Origin of the sequence: Clostridium tepidiprofundi DSM 19306, assembly GCF_001594005.1 — a bacterium.
Classification (GTDB): domain Bacteria; phylum Bacillota; class Clostridia; order Clostridiales; family Clostridiaceae; genus Clostridium_AC; species Clostridium_AC tepidiprofundi.
This window is the reverse complement of the sequence record NZ_LTBA01000027.1, coordinates 1-21718: the sequence shown is the minus strand read 5'-3', so window position 1 is coordinate 21718 and position 21718 is coordinate 1. Positions and strand designations below refer to the sequence as shown.

The 21718-nt window shown below is 28.4% G+C and carries 19 protein-coding genes, 1 pseudogene and 1 other annotated feature; of the genes and pseudogenes, 11 read left to right on the top strand and 9 right to left on the bottom strand.

Annotation, left to right across the window (positions count from 1 at the left end):
* Window positions 1-183: 183 nt before the first annotated feature.
* The 9 genes and pseudogenes from CLTEP_RS09905 to CLTEP_RS09865 all read left to right on the top strand — a co-directional run bounded on the left by CLTEP_RS09905 (window position 184) and on the right by CLTEP_RS09865 (window position 9052).
* A pseudogene (locus CLTEP_RS09905) lies at window positions 184-1334 on the top strand (AlbA family DNA-binding domain-containing protein).
* 273 nt (window positions 1335-1607) lie between these two features.
* On the top strand, window positions 1608-2018 hold the full coding sequence (locus tag CLTEP_RS09900) for a hypothetical protein (protein WP_066826292.1): 411 nt from the start codon (window positions 1608-1610) through the stop codon (window positions 2016-2018).
* A 259-nt stretch (window positions 2019-2277) separates the two neighbouring features.
* Complete coding sequence (tyrS, locus tag CLTEP_RS09895; RefSeq protein WP_066826289.1) at window positions 2278-3498, top strand: tyrosine--tRNA ligase; 1221 nt, start codon at window positions 2278-2280, stop codon at window positions 3496-3498.
* 316 nt (window positions 3499-3814) lie between these two features.
* A complete protein-coding gene (locus CLTEP_RS09890; RefSeq protein WP_066826286.1) occupies window positions 3815-4300 on the top strand; it encodes a hypothetical protein in 486 nt (161 codons plus the stop codon).
* 134 nt (window positions 4301-4434) lie between these two features.
* A complete protein-coding gene (locus tag CLTEP_RS09885) occupies window positions 4435-4719 on the top strand; it encodes a hypothetical protein (RefSeq protein ID WP_207644327.1) in 285 nt (94 codons plus the stop codon).
* A gap of 375 nt (window positions 4720-5094) precedes the next feature.
* Window positions 5095-5700 (top strand): histidine phosphatase family protein, encoded by a 606-nt coding sequence (locus tag CLTEP_RS09880; protein WP_066826279.1) that lies wholly within the window; start codon window positions 5095-5097, stop codon window positions 5698-5700.
* A gap of 639 nt (window positions 5701-6339) precedes the next feature.
* Window positions 6340-8031 carry a hypothetical protein gene (locus tag CLTEP_RS09875; RefSeq protein ID WP_066826276.1) on the top strand — a complete coding sequence of 564 codons (1692 nt, stop codon included), beginning with the start codon at window positions 6340-6342 and terminating at the stop codon, window positions 8029-8031.
* Window positions 8032-8067: 36 nt separating this feature from the next.
* A complete protein-coding gene (locus CLTEP_RS09870; protein ID WP_066826273.1) occupies window positions 8068-8328 on the top strand; it encodes an EscU/YscU/HrcU family type III secretion system export apparatus switch protein in 261 nt (86 codons plus the stop codon).
* Between the two features lie 13 nt (window positions 8329-8341).
* Window positions 8342-9052, top strand: coding sequence for a metallophosphoesterase (locus CLTEP_RS09865; RefSeq protein ID WP_066826270.1), 711 nt, complete (start codon window positions 8342-8344; stop codon window positions 9050-9052).
* Between the two features lie 917 nt (window positions 9053-9969).
* On the opposite strand, the gene CLTEP_RS09860 is transcribed toward CLTEP_RS09865, so the two are convergent.
* Entirely contained in the window at window positions 9970-10854 is an 885-nt protein-coding gene (locus CLTEP_RS09860; protein ID WP_066826266.1) for a DUF2225 domain-containing protein, read from the bottom strand.
* 217 nt (window positions 10855-11071) lie between these two features.
* Between CLTEP_RS09860 and yjbM the strand changes: the two genes are divergently transcribed.
* Window positions 11072-11863, top strand: coding sequence for a GTP diphosphokinase (yjbM, locus tag CLTEP_RS09855; protein ID WP_066826263.1), 792 nt, complete (start codon window positions 11072-11074; stop codon window positions 11861-11863).
* 72 nt (window positions 11864-11935) lie between these two features.
* On the opposite strand, the gene leuS is transcribed toward yjbM, so the two are convergent.
* The 5 genes from leuS to CLTEP_RS09830 all read right to left on the bottom strand — a co-directional run bounded on the left by leuS (window position 11936) and on the right by CLTEP_RS09830 (window position 17359).
* Window positions 11936-14374 carry a leucine--tRNA ligase gene (gene leuS, locus CLTEP_RS09850; protein WP_066826260.1) on the bottom strand — a complete coding sequence of 813 codons (2439 nt, stop codon included), beginning with the start codon at window positions 14372-14374 and terminating at the stop codon, window positions 11936-11938.
* 38 nt (window positions 14375-14412) lie between these two features.
* Window positions 14413-14663 (bottom strand) — a binding site (T-box leader).
* Window positions 14664-14740: 77 nt separating this feature from the next.
* Window positions 14741-15244: a hypothetical protein gene (locus CLTEP_RS14660; protein ID WP_153016316.1), complete on the bottom strand. Its 504-nt coding sequence runs from the start codon at window positions 15242-15244 to the stop codon at window positions 14741-14743.
* An 87-nt stretch (window positions 15245-15331) separates the two neighbouring features.
* The gene (locus CLTEP_RS09840) at window positions 15332-15949 is read right to left on the bottom strand and encodes a J domain-containing protein (RefSeq protein ID WP_066826255.1); all 618 of its coding nucleotides are present in this window, start codon (window positions 15947-15949) and stop codon (window positions 15332-15334) included.
* Complete coding sequence (locus CLTEP_RS09835; protein ID WP_066826252.1) at window positions 15933-16814, bottom strand: DUF5685 family protein; 882 nt, start codon at window positions 16812-16814, stop codon at window positions 15933-15935. Before CLTEP_RS09835 ends, CLTEP_RS09840 begins: the two co-directional genes overlap by 17 nt.
* Window positions 16814-17359 carry a class IV adenylate cyclase gene (locus CLTEP_RS09830; RefSeq protein ID WP_066826249.1) on the bottom strand — a complete coding sequence of 182 codons (546 nt, stop codon included), beginning with the start codon at window positions 17357-17359 and terminating at the stop codon, window positions 16814-16816. Before CLTEP_RS09830 ends, CLTEP_RS09835 begins: the two co-directional genes overlap by 1 nt.
* Window positions 17360-17905: 546 nt before the next feature.
* Between CLTEP_RS09830 and CLTEP_RS09825 the strand changes: the two genes are divergently transcribed.
* Window positions 17906-18943, top strand: a complete 1038-nt coding sequence (locus CLTEP_RS09825; protein WP_066826242.1) for a nucleoid-associated protein — start codon at window positions 17906-17908, stop codon at window positions 18941-18943.
* 26 nt (window positions 18944-18969) lie between these two features.
* Here CLTEP_RS09825 and fba read toward each other — a convergent pair whose 3' ends face one another.
* From fba to CLTEP_RS09810, 3 genes are read right to left on the bottom strand one after another with little or no spacing between them, the layout of a single operon-like run.
* Window positions 18970-19917: a class II fructose-1,6-bisphosphate aldolase gene (fba, locus tag CLTEP_RS09820; RefSeq protein ID WP_066826239.1), complete on the bottom strand. Its 948-nt coding sequence runs from the start codon at window positions 19915-19917 to the stop codon at window positions 18970-18972.
* A 43-nt stretch (window positions 19918-19960) separates the two neighbouring features.
* Window positions 19961-20341: a DUF4363 family protein gene (locus CLTEP_RS09815; protein WP_066826233.1), complete on the bottom strand. Its 381-nt coding sequence runs from the start codon at window positions 20339-20341 to the stop codon at window positions 19961-19963.
* Window positions 20338-21027, bottom strand: coding sequence for a DUF421 domain-containing protein (locus CLTEP_RS09810; protein ID WP_066826229.1), 690 nt, complete (start codon window positions 21025-21027; stop codon window positions 20338-20340). Before CLTEP_RS09810 ends, CLTEP_RS09815 begins: the two co-directional genes overlap by 4 nt.
* Between the last annotated feature and the right edge of the window lie 691 nt (window positions 21028-21718).

The window sequence follows — 21718 nt, the reverse complement described above, 5'->3', positions numbered from 1 at the left end:
TTAAGTAACATTTAGTACAGGAAAACAGTAAAATTCAGTATTACAAATCGAGTTGTCAAGTCAGTTGTAACTTATTGTAACGATTTTTGCTCATTTAAAGTTAATATATTAAAATTTTTATTTAGACTTGATGCATGTTAAGCATATAATAATATTAAAAATATAATTTGTTGAGGGTGAGCTATGGACAAGAAAAAATTAATTTCTTTAATAGAAAGAAAAGAAGGAAGAAAATTAGATTTCAAATTAAAACTTGATTTTACAACAGAAAGTGCTAAAAGGGAGTTTGTAAAGGATGTTTGTGCTATTGCTAATTCTAGGGGTGGAAGAGGATATCTTATAATAGGAGTAGAGGATAAAACGAAAAGAATAGTAGGTATTGATGAGAATGATTTTACAGAGGAGCAAATACAACAGATTGTTAGCACAAGATGCGATCCACCTATACCTATATCATTAGAATATATTAAAATCAAAAACAAAATTATAGGAGTCATTAATATATATGATGGAAGACAAAAGCCGTATCAAATAAGGGAAAATGGAGTTTTCTACATAAGAAGAGGTTCAACAACAGATGTTATGAGAAAACAGGAAATAGTATCTGTTCTTCAAGAAAATCTAAATTTAAATGTTGAAATGTGTCCTATTATTAGAAGCAATATTGAGCATTTGGATAAAGAACTAGTAGATTTTTACTTCAATAAGAAAGGTATATATGTGGATGATGATAATAGGATGGATTTGATGGAAAATGCAGGTATAATAATAAAAGGGAGTGAATCTAATAATTATGTAGCGACAATGGGTGGACTTTTAGTATTTTCAAAGATTAATAGCTTATATGTGCCTCATAACATGATTAAAATTATTAATAATATTAATGATAAATTTGATGATGTAATTGTTGTACAAGGTGATTTGTTAAAAATGATAGATACTACAAAAGAGCTTTTATATAAAATTTTACCAGAAAAATATCCTATTAGTCCTATTTATGAAGCTGTTAAAAATGCAGTGTTATACCGAGACTATACAATATACAACAAGGAAATTGAAATAATGCTTAATTATAATAATATTTCAGTGGTGAGCCCAGGTATACTCGAAAACGGGGGTAAAAAAATTTCCATAATTACATTAGAAGAAATATGTGGATTTATGAAAAGATGATAACTCTTGATGATGAAGGCAGGTTTTTAAAATTGGGAAGAGGATTTACTATTATGAAAAAAGCGTTTAGTAAGCATGATAAAGTTTTGTTTATTAATTCATTTAAAAATAATTCTTTTAAAGTTGTATTTCCAAGTGTAAATAGGTTTCTCAATTCGTAATTTAGATTTTTAGTATATATATTACAACGAAAAAATGCGGTATGTAAAGATCGTTATAGTGAAGATTAATACAAAATATATGATATTAAATATTTGTATTGCGCATTACGAATTGAAGTAAACAGGTCCCGAAATATTGAAAAAATATTCTGAATATTATATAATTAGTTTAACGAATTAATATTATAAATGTGATTAATATTATAAATGTGATTATTATTACGTAATATGGAAATTAATAAAAATAAGATTATTTTTAAGGAGGGGACCAAAATGGTTCAGGTATTTTGCAGTAAAAAAGGTTCAGGTAAAACAAAGGCTTTATTAGAAATGGCAAATAATAGAGTTAATGATTGCAAAGGACATATAGTGTACATTGACGACGATGATGATATTGCTTTGAGGTTGGATAGAAAAATAAGATTTATTTGTACGAATGAGTTTGAATTTGAGAATTTTTCGAATTTTTATGGTTTGATATGTGGTATTCTTTCAGAAGATTATGATATCGATACAATTTTTATTGATGGATTACTTAATATTGCACATGCGCATATTAAAGATGCTGAAAAGGTATTGAATAAAACAGAAAATTTATCTAAGAAATTTAATGTAGATTTTTATATTAACATAAGTTGCAAAATAGATGAAGCCCCTCAATTTATAAAAAAATATGTAAAATAAACTGGACAGTAATTGATTTTGAAAATAATAATTTTTTATATAAAACCTCGCATTATAATTATGCGAGGTTTTTTAAACACTTTACTTTGCAAAAATCATATTTATGTTTATAATAGTATCTATAGTTATGTGTAAGGAACTTTAAAATTATTATGGAGATTTAAGAAAATATATTGGTTTTAAAAAAATCGTTAAATTAAAAATCAAACAGAAAGGAGTAGGTTATGTTTTGTTACGATTTTCATAACTGGGTAACAATATGACAAATATTTATGATGTACTTGTCGAGAGAGGGTATATAAAGCAGATTACTCATGAAGAAATTAGAGAATTATTGGGTAAGGAAAAAATAACCTTTTATATAGGATTTGATCCAACAGCAGATAGTCTTCATGTAGGGCATTTTATTGCTATGATGTTTATGGCACATATGCAAAGAGCAGGTCATAGACCTATTGCATTAGTAGGTGGAGGTACTGCACTTGTTGGTGATCCAACAGGTAAAACAGATATGAGAAAAATGTTGACAAAAGAGCAAATAGAACATAATGTAGCTTGTATAAAGAATCAATTGTCAAGATTAATCGATTTTAGTGATGATAAGGCTATACTTGTAAATAATGCAGATTGGCTTCTTGGACTCAATTATGTTGATTTTATAAGAGATATTGGAGTGCATTTTTCAGTAAACAAGATGCTTACAGCAGAATGTTTTAGGCAAAGATTGGAGAAAGGGCTTTCATTTCTTGAATTCAATTATATGCTTATGCAAGGGTACGATTTCTTAGAATTATACAAAAGATATGGATGTATAATGGAACTTGGTGGTGATGACCAATGGTCTAATATGCTTGCGGGGATTGACCTTATAAGAAGAAAAGAAGGAAAACAAGCATATGCAATGACGTGTACACTATTAACTAATAGCGAAGGTAAAAAAATGGGTAAAACTGAAAATGGTGCTGTTTGGCTTGAGCCAGAAAAAACAACACCATATGAATTTTATCAATATTGGAGAAATGTAAATGATGCAGATGTTAAAAAATGCCTTTCTCTTTTAACATTTGTGCCTATGGATGAAGTAGAAAGATTATCTTCACTAAAAGATGCAGCAATTAATGAGGCAAAGAAAGTTTTAGCATTTGAAGTTACTAAACTTGTTCATGGAGAAGAAGAAGCATTGAAAGCTCAAAAAGCGGCAGAGGCTTTATTTGGTGGTGGAAGCGATATGAGCAATGTTCCATCTTTTAATGCAGAAAGTGACATCATAAATAAATCTGTTTTAGATGTGCTTGTTCAATTTAAAATAATTCCTTCAAAAAAGGAAGGAAGAAGATTAATTGAACAAGGAGGACTAAGACTTAATGATGAAAAAGTAGTTGACGTAAATGCGGTTTTCACAGACAATGATTTTAAAGATGGAATAGCTATGATAAAAAGAGGGAAGAAGAAGTTCTATAGAATCATTATAGAAGGATAGCATATTATTTTTCTGAAACAAAAAGCTTTAATCCCCTGACCGTATAATGGGGATTGAAGCTTTTTGTTTAGTAAAATGAACTCATTAGTGGTGTTGTTTTTTTGAGACAACTAAATTTGACAAGTTTTTTAAAATTTATGTGGTACAATATATATTAGATAAGCTTATTGAAGATTTTAGTACTAAAGTTAGTTTAAATGATTGTATAGGTATAAGTGGTTAAATTCACACAAAACAAAAAAGGACCAAAATAAAAAAAGTACTCAAATGTTTTATGATTATATTTACTGCAATTCCATGGTATAGGAGTGATTTTGTGTATATTAAATTTTATAAAAATAAATATTTTATTGCTAGTTTGTTTTTTTTATTATTGTTTTCAATTTATTTATTAGTTTGTTTGAAAAGTAAGTATGTACCAAAAGTTGTTAAGGCTGATATTTCTATAGAAGAACAATCTTTTTCTAAAGAAGAAAATTATGGACTTTGTGTAAGTGTTATATTAGATCTTAAAACATTAAACGAAAAAAACATAAAGTATACTTCAGCTAATTTAAAAATGTTAGTTCCGAAAAAAATTAATGATATTATAGGAGTAGATAGTTTAGAATCACCTGTTGTGTTAAATAAACATGAAAATCAGTTAGAATATAATTTTTCTTTTTACAATCAATCAGTTGATAAAAAGGACATATTAAATGCTATAAATAACGTTGATAAATTTGTATTTGAATTTTATTTAGATGATAAGTTATACTGTAAAATACCAATAAAGTATTCTCAATTTAATATTCTTTATTAATTATGAGTATATGTTATGAAATTTTAATAGCTATAGATTCAAAATATATAATTATTTAAAAGAGAGGAAATAATTAAACTAACAAACAAAAAATAGTATTTTTGGTTATTGCGATTGGTATAACTTTTTCTGCTATGAATGTGAGTGTTGTATATGCAAATACAAATGATTCATTAATAAAATTAACTAAAGCTTATTATGAATCTATGAATACAAAGTCATTATTAAAATCAACTAAGAAGGTAATTACTAATGTAGAGTGTCCTAATATTGAAAGCAAAGAAATAACAAAAGAATATAAATTGATTTTCATAGACGATACTTTGGAAAAAGAGAAAAAAGTAATCGTTACAGAAGACATTGTAGAGGATCTAATGAAAGTTCTAAATATAATTCTAGATGTTTTTATGCGGGCATAAATTACGATAAATATTATATTGAAGTAATTTATAAATAGGGATTATATTGATGCGATTACCCTTGCTTTCAAGCAAATCCTTTGTTCGGGTATTATTGCTGTTTTCACTAAAATAATAGCAGATGCATTTTTTTTATTTGTAAAGTTTTTCCACACAAGAAATAGTAAATAGCCTAAATAATCTTTTAAATAAAGCAAAGTTAGAAATTACTGGTGAGAGTTATTTTGAAAATAATAATTTTAATATCAATATTTAGATGTGATATAAATGATTTTTTAAATGTATATGTATCTTGTGAAAATATTAAAAAATGGAATTGCTCAATTCGTTTATTTGGGAATTTTTAGAATACTTAAAATGCGAAGGAGATTTAAAATGAATATTTATTTAGTTAGACATGGTAAAGATGATGATAGATATAGAGGGGGATGGAGTGAGTTAGATTTGATACCGGAAGGCAAAGAACAAGCTAAAAAACTCGCAGAATTTCTTTATTTGAAGCAAAAAGAATTTAATATAACAAAAATTATTTCAAGTGATTTAACAAGAGCTTTTTCTACAGCAAATGAGGTAGTTAAAAAGCTAGATATAAGAGTTGAAGTTGATAAAGATTTGAGAGAGATGAACAATGGTGATTTAGCGGGAATGTTGAATAAAGAAGCATTAGTAAAATATCCTGGATTGTTTTTTAACACTTTAAGAATGGATGAAAAATATCCTAATGGTGAAAGTCCAGATGATTTTTATAAGAGAGTAAAGAAAAGGTTTGATGATTTGATATGTAAATATAAAGAGTCTAACGAAAATATTTTGATTGTAACTCATGGTGGTGTAATAAATATAATATATCACATTGTAAAAGATATTGAATGGACTAATAAAAATAAAGCATTTAAAGCTTCAAATGTTGCAATCCACAAATTAAATTGTGAAGGAAAGTTAGAATTTGAGATAGAAAATTATTATGATTTTTTGAAATAGGGTTATTATGAATTATTATTATGACAATGAAACAAAATCAAGTAAATGTTAGAAAAATAAATTTTAGTAAAAACAAATTTTTAACTGGAATTTTGATGCGAAATCTCTGCATTTAATATGAAATTTTGGTAAGTCTAATGAAATTTTGATATAATTATATTGCATTTGCTTTCTCCTTTGTTGGGGCATTATTGCTGTTTTCACTACAATAATAGCAAATGCATTTTTTATTTGTAAAGTTTTTCTACACAAGAAATATTAAATAGCCTTGTTATTAATCAAGGAGAAAATATAGCTAAAATTATCTAATTACTATTTCATAAAGATAATATATTATCTGGATTTTTGATGCAAGCCCAAATAAGAGCTTTGTCAAACGGAAACTTGGATGTTCATATGATATTCATGAATTTTGCTGCTTTTGTATTTTATAATTGTATAGCGGTGCTTATGTATAAATATAAGGATATTAAATGTTAAACAAGTAATATATGAGGTCTGTATAGTAATGGAACAGAAAAGGGTATGGCAACTATTCTTTCAAATGCCTTAAGGCATATTTTTGTAATTCATCATACTAAAATATTACACAATATAACCGATAAATAAATGAGAAGAACTAATGGGGAGATTAATATTATGCCAAATATTTCGAATGTAAATATTCCGAGTACCAGTAAAAAAAAGATTCATAGTAAATTGACTTTCAATGCTGGAGAAAAGATTTCTGCAAAATTAATTAGTGTTGATGAATTAAAAAAGACTGCTATTTTAAAACTCATTGATGGATGGCAATTTTCAGCTGAAATTGAGGGACTAGAAGAATTACTTGATTGTTTGCCGAACGAAGGATTTGGAAAATTTAAGGTTGTAGGCAATAAAGATGGTAGACTTTTGTTAAAATTGATGAAAGAAGACGTAGTAGAAAATGAAAAGGATAGCAATTCATTAGAGCAATTTATACGTGAAAAGTTAAATGTGAAAGATAAAAACAATTTTGAGATGATATATAAAATGCTGAAACATAATATTCAATTAACAAGGGAAAATGTTGCTAGAATTAAAAATATAGTTGATTTTCAATCAAAATTGTTATTAAATGATGAAGAACAGGATGTTTTTATTGAAAAATATTTAATCAGCAAAAATATTATGCCAACTAGTGAAAAAGGAAGGAATATATCAAGTATATTAAGGAACTTTTTTAGTAAACTTAAAAATATGGATTTAGATACATTATTGACATTTATAGAAAATGATATTGAATTAACAGAGGACAACATTAGAAGCTTTGATGACTTATTTAATAAATCGTTTACTATTTATGATAATTTGGAGAAAATTAGATATAATGTTGATATGTATGGCCAAGATAAAAAAAGCCAATATACTTTATCGAATAAAGAAAAAATTATGAATGAACAAAATACTTATGAAGAAATGGATAGTATTATTGAGAGGTATGATACTATTGAAGAGGATAGTATTCTTCAGAATAAAGATACTAGAAAAAATGATAATAGTAATATAAAACTCAATTTAAATGAAAAAATTAACATTGAAAATAAGAGTGATATTATCAAAGAGAACGATATTATCAAAGAAAATGATAAAGAATACAAGGGAAATATTACTGAGAAAATTAAAAATAATGTTGCCAAGAATGATAATAGTAAATTAGATGTTAAGTATGATAATAAAAGTGCTGAAGATTCTAATAATGTTAGTAGAGAAATAGAAAATATTAAAATGGAAAATAATAAAATAATAAATAAAATTAAAATACATGAAAATAATATATTAAAAATAAAAACAGATAATTTAGTAAAGAATGATATTGCAAATAAAATTGATGATATGAAGGAAATTATTAAATCAATAATAAATGATAAGTTAGAAATAAAACCTCAGTTGTATAATAATTTTAAAGTATTTAATTTGGTTTCTAATCAGTATTACTATTTTGATATTCCTTTAAATATTTATCAGAAGCAATATCCTTGCAAATTGATTATCAAAGATGACAGGAAAAAAGGTAAAAAAATAGATTCAAAGAATGTGAAGATAGTTACTTCTGTTAAGACAATTAATATGGGTACAGTTGATGCATACATAGTTGTACATGAAAATACTATGAATATAGATATTAAATGTGATAAGAAATGGATACAAATGTTTGAAGGATTTAAAGATAAGCTTTTAGAGGAATTGTCTAACTCAAGTTATAATGCAACTGTAAGAATCGATGAAAGAGAAAAAGAGGTTGATTTAATTAATTGTAGAGAATTCTTTGAAGATAAGAATCTTGGCAGAATAGATACTAGAGTATAGATTAAATACTTTTATTAATTAAAAGGATGTGATAAAATGAAGAAGCCTAAGAAAGCTGCTTCATTAAAGTACGCACAAAATTATGAAGCACCCATTGTGACTGCTGCAGGAATGGGATATATAGCTGATAGAATAATTGAAATTGCTGAAGAGAATAAAGTACCAGTTGTTCAGAATAAAGAATTAGCAAATTTGCTTGTTAATGTTGATGTTGGAGATTCAATACCAGATGAATTGTATGATGCAGTTGCAAAGGTTATAGCTTATGTTATGGATTTGGATAGCTTAATAGAATGAGGGTGAGAATTTAATGGCACTTTGGGCGATATCAGACTTACATTTAGCCTTAAACATGAATAAGCCTATGGATATTTTTGGTGATAATTGGTATAAGCATGAAGAAAAGATTGAGAAGAATTGGATTAATTCTGTTTCACATGAGGATACAGTACTTATAGCAGGAGACATTTCTTGGTCAATGAAAATGGAAGATGGTATGATTGATTTGGAATGGATTCATAATTTGCCTGGTGAAAAAATATTGATAAGAGGGAATCATGATTATTGGTGGCACAGCATTACTAAATTAAATAATTTGTATGATGATATGCATTTTATACAAAATAATTTTTTTAATTATAATGATTATGCTATATGTGGTACACGAGGGTGGATTTGTCCAGGTTCAGCTAATTTTTCTGAACATGATAGAAAAATATATAATAGAGAAATAAATAGGTTAAGACTATCATTGGATTCTGCGGTTAATAATGGTTATAGCAAAATAATAGTAATGATGCATTATCCACCAACAAATGATAAATTAGAAAATACGGAATTCATAGATGTTTTTAATGAATATAAAGTTAAAAAAGTTATATACGGTCATCTTCATGGACCTTCATTAAATAATCTTTTTGAAGGAATCCATTCAAATATTGAATATATTGTTACATCAGCGGATTATTTGGATTTTAAACCTAAATTAATATGTTTAGATGATATAGTTATAAAGCCATAATTAGTGAATAGAGAATAGTGAATAGAGAATAGTAAAGGTTGAAATTGTTTTACAATTTCTTAAATGAATATAAAGTATTTGTTGGTTGTAAGTATATAGCAGTCAAGTCGCAAATTTGCACTAGACCACTAGTACTCTAGCAGACTAGCAAACTTATTTTAGCTCTTAGTACCTAAAACAGATACTGGTATACAAATGGCAAATCTGTACTAGAGACTGGAGACTAAAACAAAGTTGCCAATCGCCAATTACCAATCACCAAATCATATTGTTACTTTGATGAAAACTAATATAAGAGTGCTAGTTTTCCAGTCGGCTAGTTGCTAGTTGATGATGAAATCGTTACACGATTTCTTGAATGATAGATTGTAAGTTGGCTAGTTTGGCTAGTAAAGGTGTAAATTGTTTTACAATTTCTTAAATGAATATAAAGTATTTGTTGGTTGTAAGTATATAGCAGTCAAGTCATAAATTTGCACTAGCCGACTAGTTCTCTAGCAACCTGGCAAACTTGCTTCATTTCTAGCACCTAAAACAGATACTGGTATGCAGATGGCAAATCTGTATTGGAGACTGGAGACTAAAACAAAGTCACTAATCGCCAATCACCAATCACCAAAGCAGATTGTTACTTTGATGGAAACTAATACCTAGAACTTTGTTCTTAAATATATGCTAGTTTTCAAGCTACAAATCTGCACTAGCCCTCTAGCAGCCTGGCAAACTTATTTTAGCTCTTAGTACCTAAAACAGATACTGGTATACAAATGGCAAATCTGTACTAGCCGACTAGCCCTCTAGCAGCCTGGCAAACTCGCTTTTATTGCCTAGCACCTAATTCCTGGTAACCTAACAAGATGCTGATTTTTAAGTCACAAATGTGTGTTGGCGATAGTTATTTTTGAAAATGCCTTAGCTTACTTGTTAAATAATTTAGAGAAAATACTAGATTTCTTTATAGGAACTTCAAAATCTTCAGTAGGTGCTTGAGAGCATTTTTCAGCTTCAATTCTTGCTTTTGCAATCTCTTCCTTTAGTAAATCTTTTTGATCTCTAGCCAAATCCTTTAATTTAGCTTTTACACCTGGAGTTGTTACTACATTGCTAAACCATACGAGTGCATCATCATAATTTCCAGTTCTTCTATGTAATTCCCCTATAAGATACATTGCGGTAAACTTATTCATACCGTATATAGGAAAACGTTCATTATAGTATGCATCCTGAAAGCCACTCAATGCTTCTTTTAAGAACATTAATTCCATTTCTTTAGCACTATCAGAATCAATAAGCCTGTACATCCAAGCAAGTTTAAGACAGTTCATAGCTTTTTTGCTAGCGTAAGAATCTATTACAACATAATTCAGCAAAGACAGTTTATATCGTTCTATTGCTATGTGAACATCGTAGATAACGGGGTATTCTCGTCCCTTCCATTTAGGGGTTATTTTTTCCAATATTGTTTCTGCTTCACGACTATACAATTTTTCAAAATCCGTTTTCATTGCTGCATATCCACATTTGTTACATAGCCATACGTCGTAAAAATAAGGGTTTATCAAGTCATATCTTATGAAAAAATCAGTATCTTTTTTAACTGCTCTATATGCAGATGACTTTACAGAAATTGCTTTGAATTCATTTCCGCATACGGGACACTTTAATGTTTTAGTATATAATAGCGACTTGATTTTATCTATTTCGTTTTTTTGATTTTCAATATTTTTTTCTTTGTAGATTTTAAGATGTGATACATCATCAAATCCCATTTGTTCAAGTCCTGAAAATATTTTGTTATTCATTTGTTCACCTCAATATATAGTTTACAAATTCGATAAAATATAGTTATAATATATTGCATACCTTATTATAACAGAAAATGATTAATAAAATGTAATTCGTAAAAAAAATTATATAAATAAATTATTATTTGATATAATTAAAATAGAGAATGATGTTATCATAAGTTTTTATAAGTTTTTAATTGTATAACTATTATTATAGAAAAGGATGAACTATATGGCAATAAGAGAATGGAATAATTTTTTAATACCATATGAACAGGCAGTTGCAGAGCTAAAAGTAAAATTTAAGAGTATTAGAAAAGAGTATAGAAAGAGAAATGAATATTCGCCTATTGAATTTGTTACTGGAAGAGTTAAAGAAATTTCAAGTATTATAGAAAAAGCTAATAAATTTGACATACCACTGGATAGAATAGAATATGAAATGGAAGATATAGCAGGGATAAGGATAATGTGTCAGTTTGTTGATGACATTCAAAGGGTTGTCGATATAATTAGGGGAAGAAAAGATATGCATATAATATATGAAAAAGATTATGTAACTAATGTTAAGACGAGTGGGTATAGAAGCTATCACATGGTTATCAAATATCCTGTAAATATGGCTGAGGGAGAAAAGGAGATACTTGCTGAGTTCCAAATAAGAACACTTGCAATGAACTTTTGGGCAACCATAGAACATTCATTAAATTACAAATATAAGCATGATATTCCTGTGGAGATTAAAGATAAGTTGAAAAAGGCTGCTGATGCCGCTTTTAGCTTAGATCAGCAGATGTTTGAGATAAAAGAAGAGATTAAAGATGCTCAAAAATTATTTGAGGTTAAATCTAGCTTGGTTTCTGATATTATGGATAATATTGCAACGCTTTCATCAATAGGTAAGCTTGCTGAGGTAACAAGGTTTAGGCGTCAATTAAATGTTTTACTTGAAGAAGGAGATGTTCTTCAATTGAGTAATTTGTTAAGTACAACTCAGAGGGTAATAGATATGTTTAAGAAATAGGAGATTTGTGAATTGATAAAAGATAAAGAAGTAATAAAAGTATGCTACAAGTTTGCAGCATACTTTTTACTTTTACTTTGCAACAATATTAACAAGTCTACCTTTTATAACTATAACTTTTATTATATTCTTACCTTCAAGCTGTTTTTTAATATCTGGATTATTAATAGCAGCGTCTTTTATTGCATCTTCACTTGAATTTGAAGCAATATTTATTCTTGCTCTTATTTTACCATTGATTTGAATAGCTATTTCGATTTCATCTTTTATTAATGCTTTAGCATCGAATTCAGGCCAGCTTTGATTGAATACAGAATATTCTTTTCCTAGGTTTTCCCATTTTTCTTCGGCAAAATGAGGAGCAAAAGGAGCTATCAGTTTTATAAAATCTTCTATAACACTTTCTACAAATTCATTATTAATAGTTTTCTCATTATTGTACTTAGAAAGTGCATTTATAAATTCCATTAATCTAGCTATTGCTGTATTAAATTGAAGTTTATCGGCGTCTTCAGTAACACCTTTTATAGCAAAATGTCTCCAGTAATTTAATTCTTTTTCAGCATTTTCTATTGTTGATTTAGTTTGTGAATTATTTTTGATTTTATCAGTAATACTATCAATAGTTCTTTCAACTCTTTCTATGAATCTAGCTATTGATTTAATACCATCGTCGCTCCAAGCACCGCCTTCTGTATATGCAAAGCCAAACATTAAGTACATTCTAAACACATCAGAACCATACTTAGATATATATTCATCAGGAGATATAGTATTTCCTTTAGATTTACTCATTTTTAGTCCATCAGGGCCAAGAATCAGTCCTTGGTGAGTAAGAGATAAGAAAGGTTCATCAAAATTTAGGTATCCCATATCTCTTAAAGCTTTAGTTATAAATCTTGCATAAAGAAGGTGCATACACGCATGCTCTGGTCCACCAACATATTTATCAACTGGTAGCATTTTGTTTATAATTTGAGTATCAAAGGCTTTTTCACTATTTTTATTATCTGGATATCTCAAATAATACCATGAAGAGCATACAAATGTATCTAATGTGTCAGCATCTCTATGAGCTGGACCTCCACATATAGGACAAGTTGTGTTTATGAAATCTTCACACTTAGCAAGTGGAGATTTGCCATCTGGAGCAAATTCAACATTGTAAGGTAGCTCAACTGGTAGTTGTTCTTCTGGAACGGGTACGGTACCACATTTGTCACAATGAATTATAGGTATTGGTGCACCCCAGTATCTTTGTCTTGAAACTAACCAATCTCTTAGTCTGTAATTAACCTTAAATTTACCTAAATTATTTTTTTCAAGTTTTTCAACTATTGCTTTTTTGCCTTCTTCAGATGATAGACCATTAAATTCTGCGCTATTTACCAATTTACCGTATTCAACAAATGGTAATTCGCTTCCACCTTCAATGACTCTTTCAATAGGTAAGTTGTATTTAGTAGCAAATGCAAAGTCCCTTTCATCATGTGCAGGAACTGCCATAACTGCACCAGTACCGTAAGTATTTAGTACATAATCACCAATCCATATAGGTACTTTTCTACCGTTGATAGGATTTATTGCATATGAGCCAGTAAATACGCCTGTTTTTTCTCTTGTTATTGATTGTCTTTCTATATCTGATTGCTTTTTAGCTTTATCTTTATATTCTTCAACTAACTTTTTGTATTCAGGTTTTGTTATTTTGTCAACAAGGTCATTTTCAGGAGCTAAAACAACATACGTAACCCCAAATAATGTATCAGCTCTAGTTGTAAATACATCAAATGATAGATCGGAATCAACTATTTTGAAAGTTACTTCTGCACCAGTTGATTTACCAATCCAATGTTTCTGCATTGCTTTAGTTTTTTCAGGCCAATCTAGTTCATCTAATTTTTCAAGCAATTCATCTGCATAGTCAGTTATTTTTAGGAACCACTGAGTTAAGTTTTTCTTTGTTACTTCTGTTCCACATCTTTCACAAGTGCCATCTACAACTTGTTCGTTGGCAAGAACTGTATTACAACTAGGACACCAATTTACGGGAGCTTTCTTTCTATAAGCAAGACCTTTTTCGTATAATTTTAAGAACACCCATTGAGTCCATTTATAGTAATCAGGTCTGCAAGTAACAACTTCATTATCCCAATTAAACATAGCTCCCATTTGTTTAAGTTGCTGTTCCATTGTTACTATATTTTTTTCTGTAGAATCTTTTGGATGTATACCAGTTTTTATTGCATAGTTTTCGGCAGGTAATCCAAAAGCATCAAATCCCATAGGTTGAAAAATGTTGTATCCTTGCATTCTTTTCATTCTTGCCCATGAATCTACAGGGCCATAATTAAACCAATGACCTGCATGAAGTTGACTTCCAGATGGATAAGAAAACATTTCAAGTACATATAGTTTTTTAGCTAAATTGTTTTCATCAAATTTATAAAGGTTTGTTTCTTCCCATTTTTTTTGCCATTTACGGTCTATTTCTTTACTATATTTTGCCATTTCATTACCTCCTCATAAAATAAAAAACTTTCATCTCATAAAGAGACGAAAGTATATCCGCGGTACCACTCTTATTAGGTTTGTAATGCATATTAAAATAAACAAGCACGCAATATTGCTGGACACTTTAATATGAATTAACCTCACTCATTAAATAACGGCATTACCGTATCTACTTTTCTGTAGATAAGCTCCCAGGCGAGTTCATATACCAGCATTACTGTTTTCCAGCAACCAACAGCTCTCTTGAAATGCTAAGAATACTACTATTCCTGTTCATAGCAGTAACTTTATTTGTTTTTGATTATGAAATATTATAGTTTAAATAAATTGATGTGTCAAGCAATGTTTCAAGTAAAATTGCGATTATTTTATTTTTTTAACTAGATTTTTATTAGAATAACTCACAAACGCAGTTAAAATATAATCGTAAAGAATAAAAAATGCTTGAAGTAATATCATCAATAGTATAACCGAAAATTTGATTTGTATTATTTCAGTAAATAGTGCATTGTATAAAGAATACACTAATAAAATACTTGTATTGAAAAACAATAATTTTAAAAGTATTTCAATAGGTGTGTTTCTAAGTTTTTCAATAAAATACTTTACAAAACCATATATACCAAATAAAAGTACATATAGTATAGATATTGCTTTTGAAGGTACTAATATAAAAGCTAATATTGATGTTGCTGTATACACAATAAGAGAATTTTTAATGTTAGTAGTTATTATTGAAAGAGGAATTACACATGATGCTAATCCTAATAAAAATAACTTATTTATTGATATTAAAGTGCTTAAATACAAGAATATTAAGCTTATTGCAGTAAAAATTCCTCCTAGAGCTAAATGCTTGCTTTTCATTTAATCATCTCCAAAATCAATATTGGCATTTAAAAAAAATAACAAGTTAAATATACTAGCATATTGACTAGTTATTTTGAAAATGCCTTAGAAACATGAAATTAAATCGCCGCCCATACATTCACATAATGTGTCAGCACACCATAGTTTAGCACATAAATCACACATATCTACATCACGTGTGTTTCTTCCATAGTAAGTTTGTCTATAATTATGAGTTTGTCTGTTTAATTGATTATATGTGTTTCTATATTCAAAATTTGCAGGATCGAGATTAACTGCTGTTGTAATATAGTTGTTTGCACTATCATACCATCCTTTTTTCATGAATATTAATCCCATTAAATAATTCCATTCAGCATTTCTAATTGAAATTGTATTTAATTTTTGTTCAGCAGCTCTAATGTTTCCTCTGTTTATATCCATTCTTATTTCTTGATATATATTTTGTGCATTTGTATTATAATTTTGTGAAGAAGAGTAATTTGAAGAAGAATCTGTTTTTTGTTGGTATCCATAAGTATTTTTCATAAGTGAATCATAAGCTTCATTTACTTCTCTCATTTTTTCTTCAGCTAACTCTCTAAGTGGATTGTCTCCATACTGATCAGGATGATATTGCTTAGCTAATCTTTTATAAGCCCTTTTAATTTCCTCTTGCGAAGCGTTCCTTTTGATTCCAAGTACTTCATAAGGATCTCTCATTATTACCACTCCTTTTAAAAACATTATCCATTTTTTCCATTAATCCATATTGTAAAATATTATAGAGAATATCTCCATTTTTCTTAATAGGAAGTTCATTTAAATTTTCAAGTGCTAATCTAGCACAAGTTGTCAAAATGAAATCTATTCTGCTTTTGGTTGCATAAAAAAACTCGGTATAGCTGAGATTTTTTGTGTTTAGAATAGAATTTATTGGATTAAATTTATTAGATTGCATGTCTTTTTCTAAATCATCCCATGCATCTATAATATATATCCACTTTCCTATATTATAACCTAGCCAATACAATGTTTCGCTAAATTCACTATCCTTGTAGTAGTGAGAAATTATAAATCCTGTTAAATCTGCAAAAACATGTGAAATTTCATCTAGGCTTTTATCTTTAGGATTTGATTCTATATTATTAAGTTCATACAATTTATTTTTAACATTGTGTGCAATATTATTTAAGTAAGTATAATTATTTTTATGTATATATCTATTCAATATTCTTGAAAATAATTTGCTTTTTAGTGAATTGTCATCTTGGACATCATCTAACAATTTATAATATGCTAGTATAACATTGCAGAAAGAAGCATAATCCAAGCATTCATTATTGTGAATCATAAGTCTTTTTTTTAATGGATGAACTATACAATGATTTTTGTTAAAGTTACATTTGCTATCTGAAAGTCCATCGAGCAAAACAGCTAGAAAAGTCATATCATAATTTAAAGAAATTCTTGGTATATTTCCAAAGTTCTTTTTTATTGATATACATAATCCGCAATAATATGCTCTAAATTTTTCATAATCTTTTACTTTTAATTCCATTACACATGGAGTAACATATCCAAACATTATAGTCCCTCAACAACTCCCTTTTCATCGAGTATTTCATAAATTGTTTTCGATGTTGTATCTTCAATCGTATATCCAAGAAATGATAAAACCTCAAGCAGTTCAGCTTCATTTTGTGTTTCTATTTCTATATAGGGAAAAGGACAAAAACTTTTTTCATTTATGTCTATTTCTATTAATGTATTTTTGTACCTGTAGCTTTCTCTATATTTCTTTATGGATTGTATTAATGTTAAACCTAAAGCTTCAAGAATTTTCATACCAGTTTTACTGCTAGCTATCTCGGTTTCATATTCATCCATTATTTTATACTTATCTTGACTTATAAGTTTTTTTACAGTCATATATTTGTAAGTTTTATTGTTTAATCTATTATTTATTATTCTTATTCTAGCATATCCTTTGTTGTGCAATAATCTTCTATTTGGGAAATCATAAATGTAATTAATCTGATCTTCTTCTTTAACTTTTTCGCAATTCGCAATAAGTTTATTGCGAATGTTTTCAACATCAATGTCTATGATTCTAGTTTCAATTTCTTTCAAATGATATCACTCCCTATTATGTGATTATACCACAAAATTCTTTCGTTTGCTAAAACTTTAGAATTATGAATTGAAATATATTATAATAATATGTGTTGATTATTTTAATTTTGAAGCAGTGCTATATTATAAGTTATGAAAATCTAAGAATAAGGCATTTTCAAAGTATATTTGACTTGTTATTTTATTTCAAATGTATAAGGCATTTTCAAAAAAATAACTAGTCAGTATGCTAGTCTATTTTGCGAACTACTTCATCGTCGGAACCCGTTGATAGGACCTACTATCAGCGGAACCCAACTCTTTGTATTTCACAAAATATACGTCGCATCTTTGCCTTGTTATTTTCTTTCAAATGCCTAAGTGAGTATATTCAATTCGTAATATGCAATATAAATATTTAATATAATATATTTTTTATTAATATTCACTATAAAAATCTATGCATACTGCATTTTTTCGTTGTAATATATATGATAAAAATTTAAATTACGAATTGAAGTGAGTATATTAAATAAAATTAAAGATTATAGAGGAGTGAAATGTGTGGAATACATAAAAGAAATAGATATCAATGAGGCTATTATTCACATACTTGATACTAATGGAGATGAACCAATACTGAATAATTTTGTGTTAGAACTTTCAGATGAAATATATGCTTTTTTACTAAAACACATACGCAAGTGTCTAAATGATGAAGAATTAAAATATGCAGTTTTTAAAAGTGAAAGAAATATTGTGAAAGAAGTTTCACAGGAATTTTTAAATGGAAATAATAATTTAATTGATACTTCGAGTGAGTTAGCAAGACAGTTATTTATTTTGATGAAATCTAAAGGAAATATACCTTCTGCAGATCTTATCGTGGTTTCTATGTTTACAGAGTATGGACCTATGCTTGCAATTTTAAAGATGGATTATATAAAGAACTATACTCATACGGTAGATTTTATAGATAATAAAGTTGGAATTAATATTATACCTCAGTTTATTGGACTTCCTGGAAATAGTCAAAGAGTCCAAAAGTGTGCATTTATAAAAATAATTAATGAAGAAAATTCTTTTGATTTGATGGTACTTGATAAGAAGAAAAAGACTAAAGAAAATGACAATTATGGTTCCAATTATTTTTTAGATAATTTTTTAGGATGTAATACTATAGATAATGAAAGAGACAATACTAAAAAGTTTTATACGACAGTTGAAAAATGGACTAGAGAAAATTTTGGAGAAAATGCTGATAAGGCAGAGAAAATAAGAACAGCAGTGAGAAAAAAACTTAAAGAAGAGGATGAAATAGATTTAAAAGAATTCTCTAAAGAAATATTTGAAGAAGATAAATATGTAAATGATAACTTTATTCAGTTTTCTAAAGAACAAGGTGTTTCTGATAAGGTAAAGATTGATAAAGAGTGGGCACAAAAGAAATTAAAGCGTACACGTCTAAAGATTGATAATGATATAGACTTATACATAAATGAAGATGTATATCATGATAATAGTAGATTTGAGATAAAGAGAAATGGTGATGGAAGTATAGATATAGTATTAAAACATATTAAGAATTATATTGAAAAATAGAGTGCATGTATATGCACTCTATTTGACTATTCATTGCTATTTTCAGAACCTAATACGTCTGTAATTTTCTTTTCAACTAATTTTGCTATGTTTTCTCTTCCAGGTCCTAAATATTTTCTTGGGTCAAATTGTTTAGGATCTTCAAAAAGAACCTTTCTTATTGAACCAGTCATAGCTAATCTTAAGTCCGTATCCATGTTTATTTTACATACTGCCATAGATGATGCTTTTCTTAACATTTCAGCAGGTACGCCTTTTGCACCGCCTAATTTACCGCCGTATTTGTTGCACATTTCAACATATTCAGGTTCAACTGCTGAAGCACCATGAAGTACTATTGGGAAATTCTTAAAACCAGCTGCTTCTAATTTTTCTGAAATAGTTTGAAGTCTATCAAAATCAAGTTTTGCTTCTCCTTTGAATTTGTAAGCACCATGGCTAGTTCCGATTGCGATTGCTAAAGAATCTACGCCAGTTCTTTTAACAAATTCTACTGCTTCATCAGGATCAGTATATGTTGCTTCATGAGCCGCAACTTTTACGTCATCTTCTACACCAGCAAGTTTACCTAATTCAGCTTCAACTACAACTCCTCTTTCATGAGCATACTCAACTACTTTTTTAGTTACTTCGATGTTTTCTTCAAAAGGAAAATGAGAACCATCAATCATAACTGAAGTGAATCCAATATCAATAGCTTTTTTACAAGTTTCAAAATCAGCACCATGATCTAGATGAAGAGCTATGTTTAAGCCGCTTTCTTCAGAAGCTGCTTCAACTAATTTTAATAAATATGTTGGTCTCATATATTTCATTGCACCAGCAGAAACTTGAAGAATTACTGATGAATTTTTAGCTTTAGCTCCATCAACTACTCCTTGTACGATTTCCATATTATTGATGTTAAAAGCTCCTATAGCGTAGCCTCCAGCGAAGGCTTTCTCAAACATTTTTTTTGTTGTTACTAATGGCATAACCATTCCACCTTTCTATTACATGCTAATATTATTATAACTTCTAAAAAATATTTTGCAAATTTATTTTTTGCATTGCTTGAACTTGCTTAATCATGAATTTAATGGTATGAGTTGTTGCCAATGCTTCATCTTGGGTTTCGCATTCTATATATTGAGTTAATTTAACTATTTCGTTATTTAGTGTATCAAGTTCAGATGAATTTACATATAAAGATATTATCCTATAATGTTTTTTCCATTCTTCAAACAAATCCAATGATAAGGTATAAGATTTTTTCCATTGTTCATTGTTTATGTTATTTTCTAATGTATCGCACATGAATACTAATTTGTTGCTTATAGAATTGATGTAGTTTATTGATAAGAATATAGATGCCATCATAACTATAAACAATATTATTGAGGTAATTGTACTTTTCATTTTTGATTAACGTTCCTTTCCTTTAGTTGATAGTATAATTTTTCCTTTGAATCATAAATAGCAACAAATACTTCATCGATGGCTTGAATGTTATTTTTCTTTAGTTCGTGCTTCAACCAATCCATATTCTTATTGATGTATTTTAAACTTTGTTTATTGATTTTGCCATCTAAAATTAATGTTACAGGAAGTTTATCTTGTGTGGATATTATTTTTAAATCATCTTTTGTTACTGGAGATGAATGTGTTCTAGGTATAATTGATAACTGTCCGCTAGTCTCTAATATAGCATATTCAACATCTTCTAAATTATAATACCCTTTTAGGCGAATTTCTTCTAATAGATCATTCATATTGATTTTTTGTTCTTTAAGTTCATTAATATTTATGGTACCCTTTTCAATAAGGATACTTGGTTTACCACACAGAATATATCGTGCTTTTTCATTTTTAAGCTGCATTAATGACGTTGTAACTTGCAGAATTAAAAGCGTTATTATTGGAATAATAGTGTGAACAAGAGGTATTCTAATATCTTGCATTGGTAATGTGCTTAATTCTGATATCATTACAGTAATTACGAGTTCAAATGGTTGAAGTTCACCTATTTGTCTTTTGCCCATCAGTCGTATTGCAATTAGGGCAACAAAGTATAATATTATAGTTCTTATAAGTAAAGTTAACAAAATACCACCTCATTTAAGTACTTGATCTTATAGCCATTTACACTATAGTTTGTGAAATAATTTGATGTTTAATGTAATATTTTTAAAATTTATAACGAAACTATATTTATGAAAAACTTTAATCAGAGAACTTTAATCAGAGAATAGTGAATAAGGAATGGAGAATAGTAGAGGTTGAAATTGCTACGCAATTTCTTCAAAACTAGGCTCTGTCAGTTGGTTAGTTGTTAGTTGGCTAGTGGATTTTGAAATTACTGCGTAATTTCTTCAAGAGAAGATTGCCAGTTAACTAGTGGGCTAGTTGCTAGTTGGGGTGGAAATTGCTTCGCAATTTCTTTAAAAAGAAGATTGTCAGTTACAAGTCGGCTAGTGGCTAGTAAATGTTGAAATCATTACACGATTTCCTTAATAAAGAGTGCCAGTTGACCAGTTTGCTAGTATCTAGCTACTAGATAAGTTATAAGTAAATATTAATCAAGATACTAAATTTGCACTAGCCCTCTAGCAGCCTGGCAAACTCGCTTTTATTCCCTAGCACCTAATAAGATACTGGTTCTCAAGTCACAAATTTGTACTGGAGACTGGAGACTAAAACAGAGTTGCCAATCGCTAGTCGCCAGTCACCAAAGCAGATTGTTACTTTGATGAAAACTAATATAAGAGTGCCAGTTACAAGTCGGCTAGTGGCTAG

Excerpts from the sequence above, each read along its gene's own strand:
- fba (WP_066826239.1), bottom strand. The coding sequence starts at position 19,917 with ATGCCATTAGTAACAACAAAAAAAATGTTTGAGAAAGCCTTCGCTGGA.
- tyrS (WP_066826289.1), top strand. The coding sequence starts at position 2,278 with ATGACAAATATTTATGATGTACTTGTCGAGAGAGGGTATATAAAGCAG.
- CLTEP_RS09860 (WP_066826266.1), bottom strand. The coding sequence starts at position 10,854 with ATGAATAACAAAATATTTTCAGGACTTGAACAAATGGGATTTGATGAT.
- CLTEP_RS09840 (WP_066826255.1), bottom strand. The coding sequence starts at position 15,949 with ATGAGAGATCCTTATGAAGTACTTGGAATCAAAAGGAACGCTTCGCAA.
- CLTEP_RS09865 (WP_066826270.1), top strand. The coding sequence starts at position 8,342 with ATGGCACTTTGGGCGATATCAGACTTACATTTAGCCTTAAACATGAAT.
- CLTEP_RS09870 (WP_066826273.1), top strand. The coding sequence starts at position 8,068 with ATGAAGAAGCCTAAGAAAGCTGCTTCATTAAAGTACGCACAAAATTAT.
- CLTEP_RS09900 (WP_066826292.1), top strand. The coding sequence starts at position 1,608 with ATGGTTCAGGTATTTTGCAGTAAAAAAGGTTCAGGTAAAACAAAGGCT.
- leuS (WP_066826260.1), bottom strand. The coding sequence starts at position 14,374 with ATGGCAAAATATAGTAAAGAAATAGACCGTAAATGGCAAAAAAAATGG.
- CLTEP_RS09875 (WP_066826276.1), top strand. The coding sequence starts at position 6,340 with ATGCCAAATATTTCGAATGTAAATATTCCGAGTACCAGTAAAAAAAAG.
- yjbM (WP_066826263.1), top strand. The coding sequence starts at position 11,072 with ATGGCAATAAGAGAATGGAATAATTTTTTAATACCATATGAACAGGCA.
- CLTEP_RS09885 (WP_207644327.1), top strand. The coding sequence starts at position 4,435 with ATGAATGTGAGTGTTGTATATGCAAATACAAATGATTCATTAATAAAA.
- CLTEP_RS09815 (WP_066826233.1), bottom strand. The coding sequence starts at position 20,341 with ATGAAAAGTACAATTACCTCAATAATATTGTTTATAGTTATGATGGCA.
- CLTEP_RS09880 (WP_066826279.1), top strand. The coding sequence starts at position 5,095 with ATGAATATTTATTTAGTTAGACATGGTAAAGATGATGATAGATATAGA.
- CLTEP_RS09835 (WP_066826252.1), bottom strand. The coding sequence starts at position 16,814 with ATGTTTGGATATGTTACTCCATGTGTAATGGAATTAAAAGTAAAAGAT.
- CLTEP_RS14660 (WP_153016316.1), bottom strand. The coding sequence starts at position 15,244 with ATGAAAAGCAAGCATTTAGCTCTAGGAGGAATTTTTACTGCAATAAGC.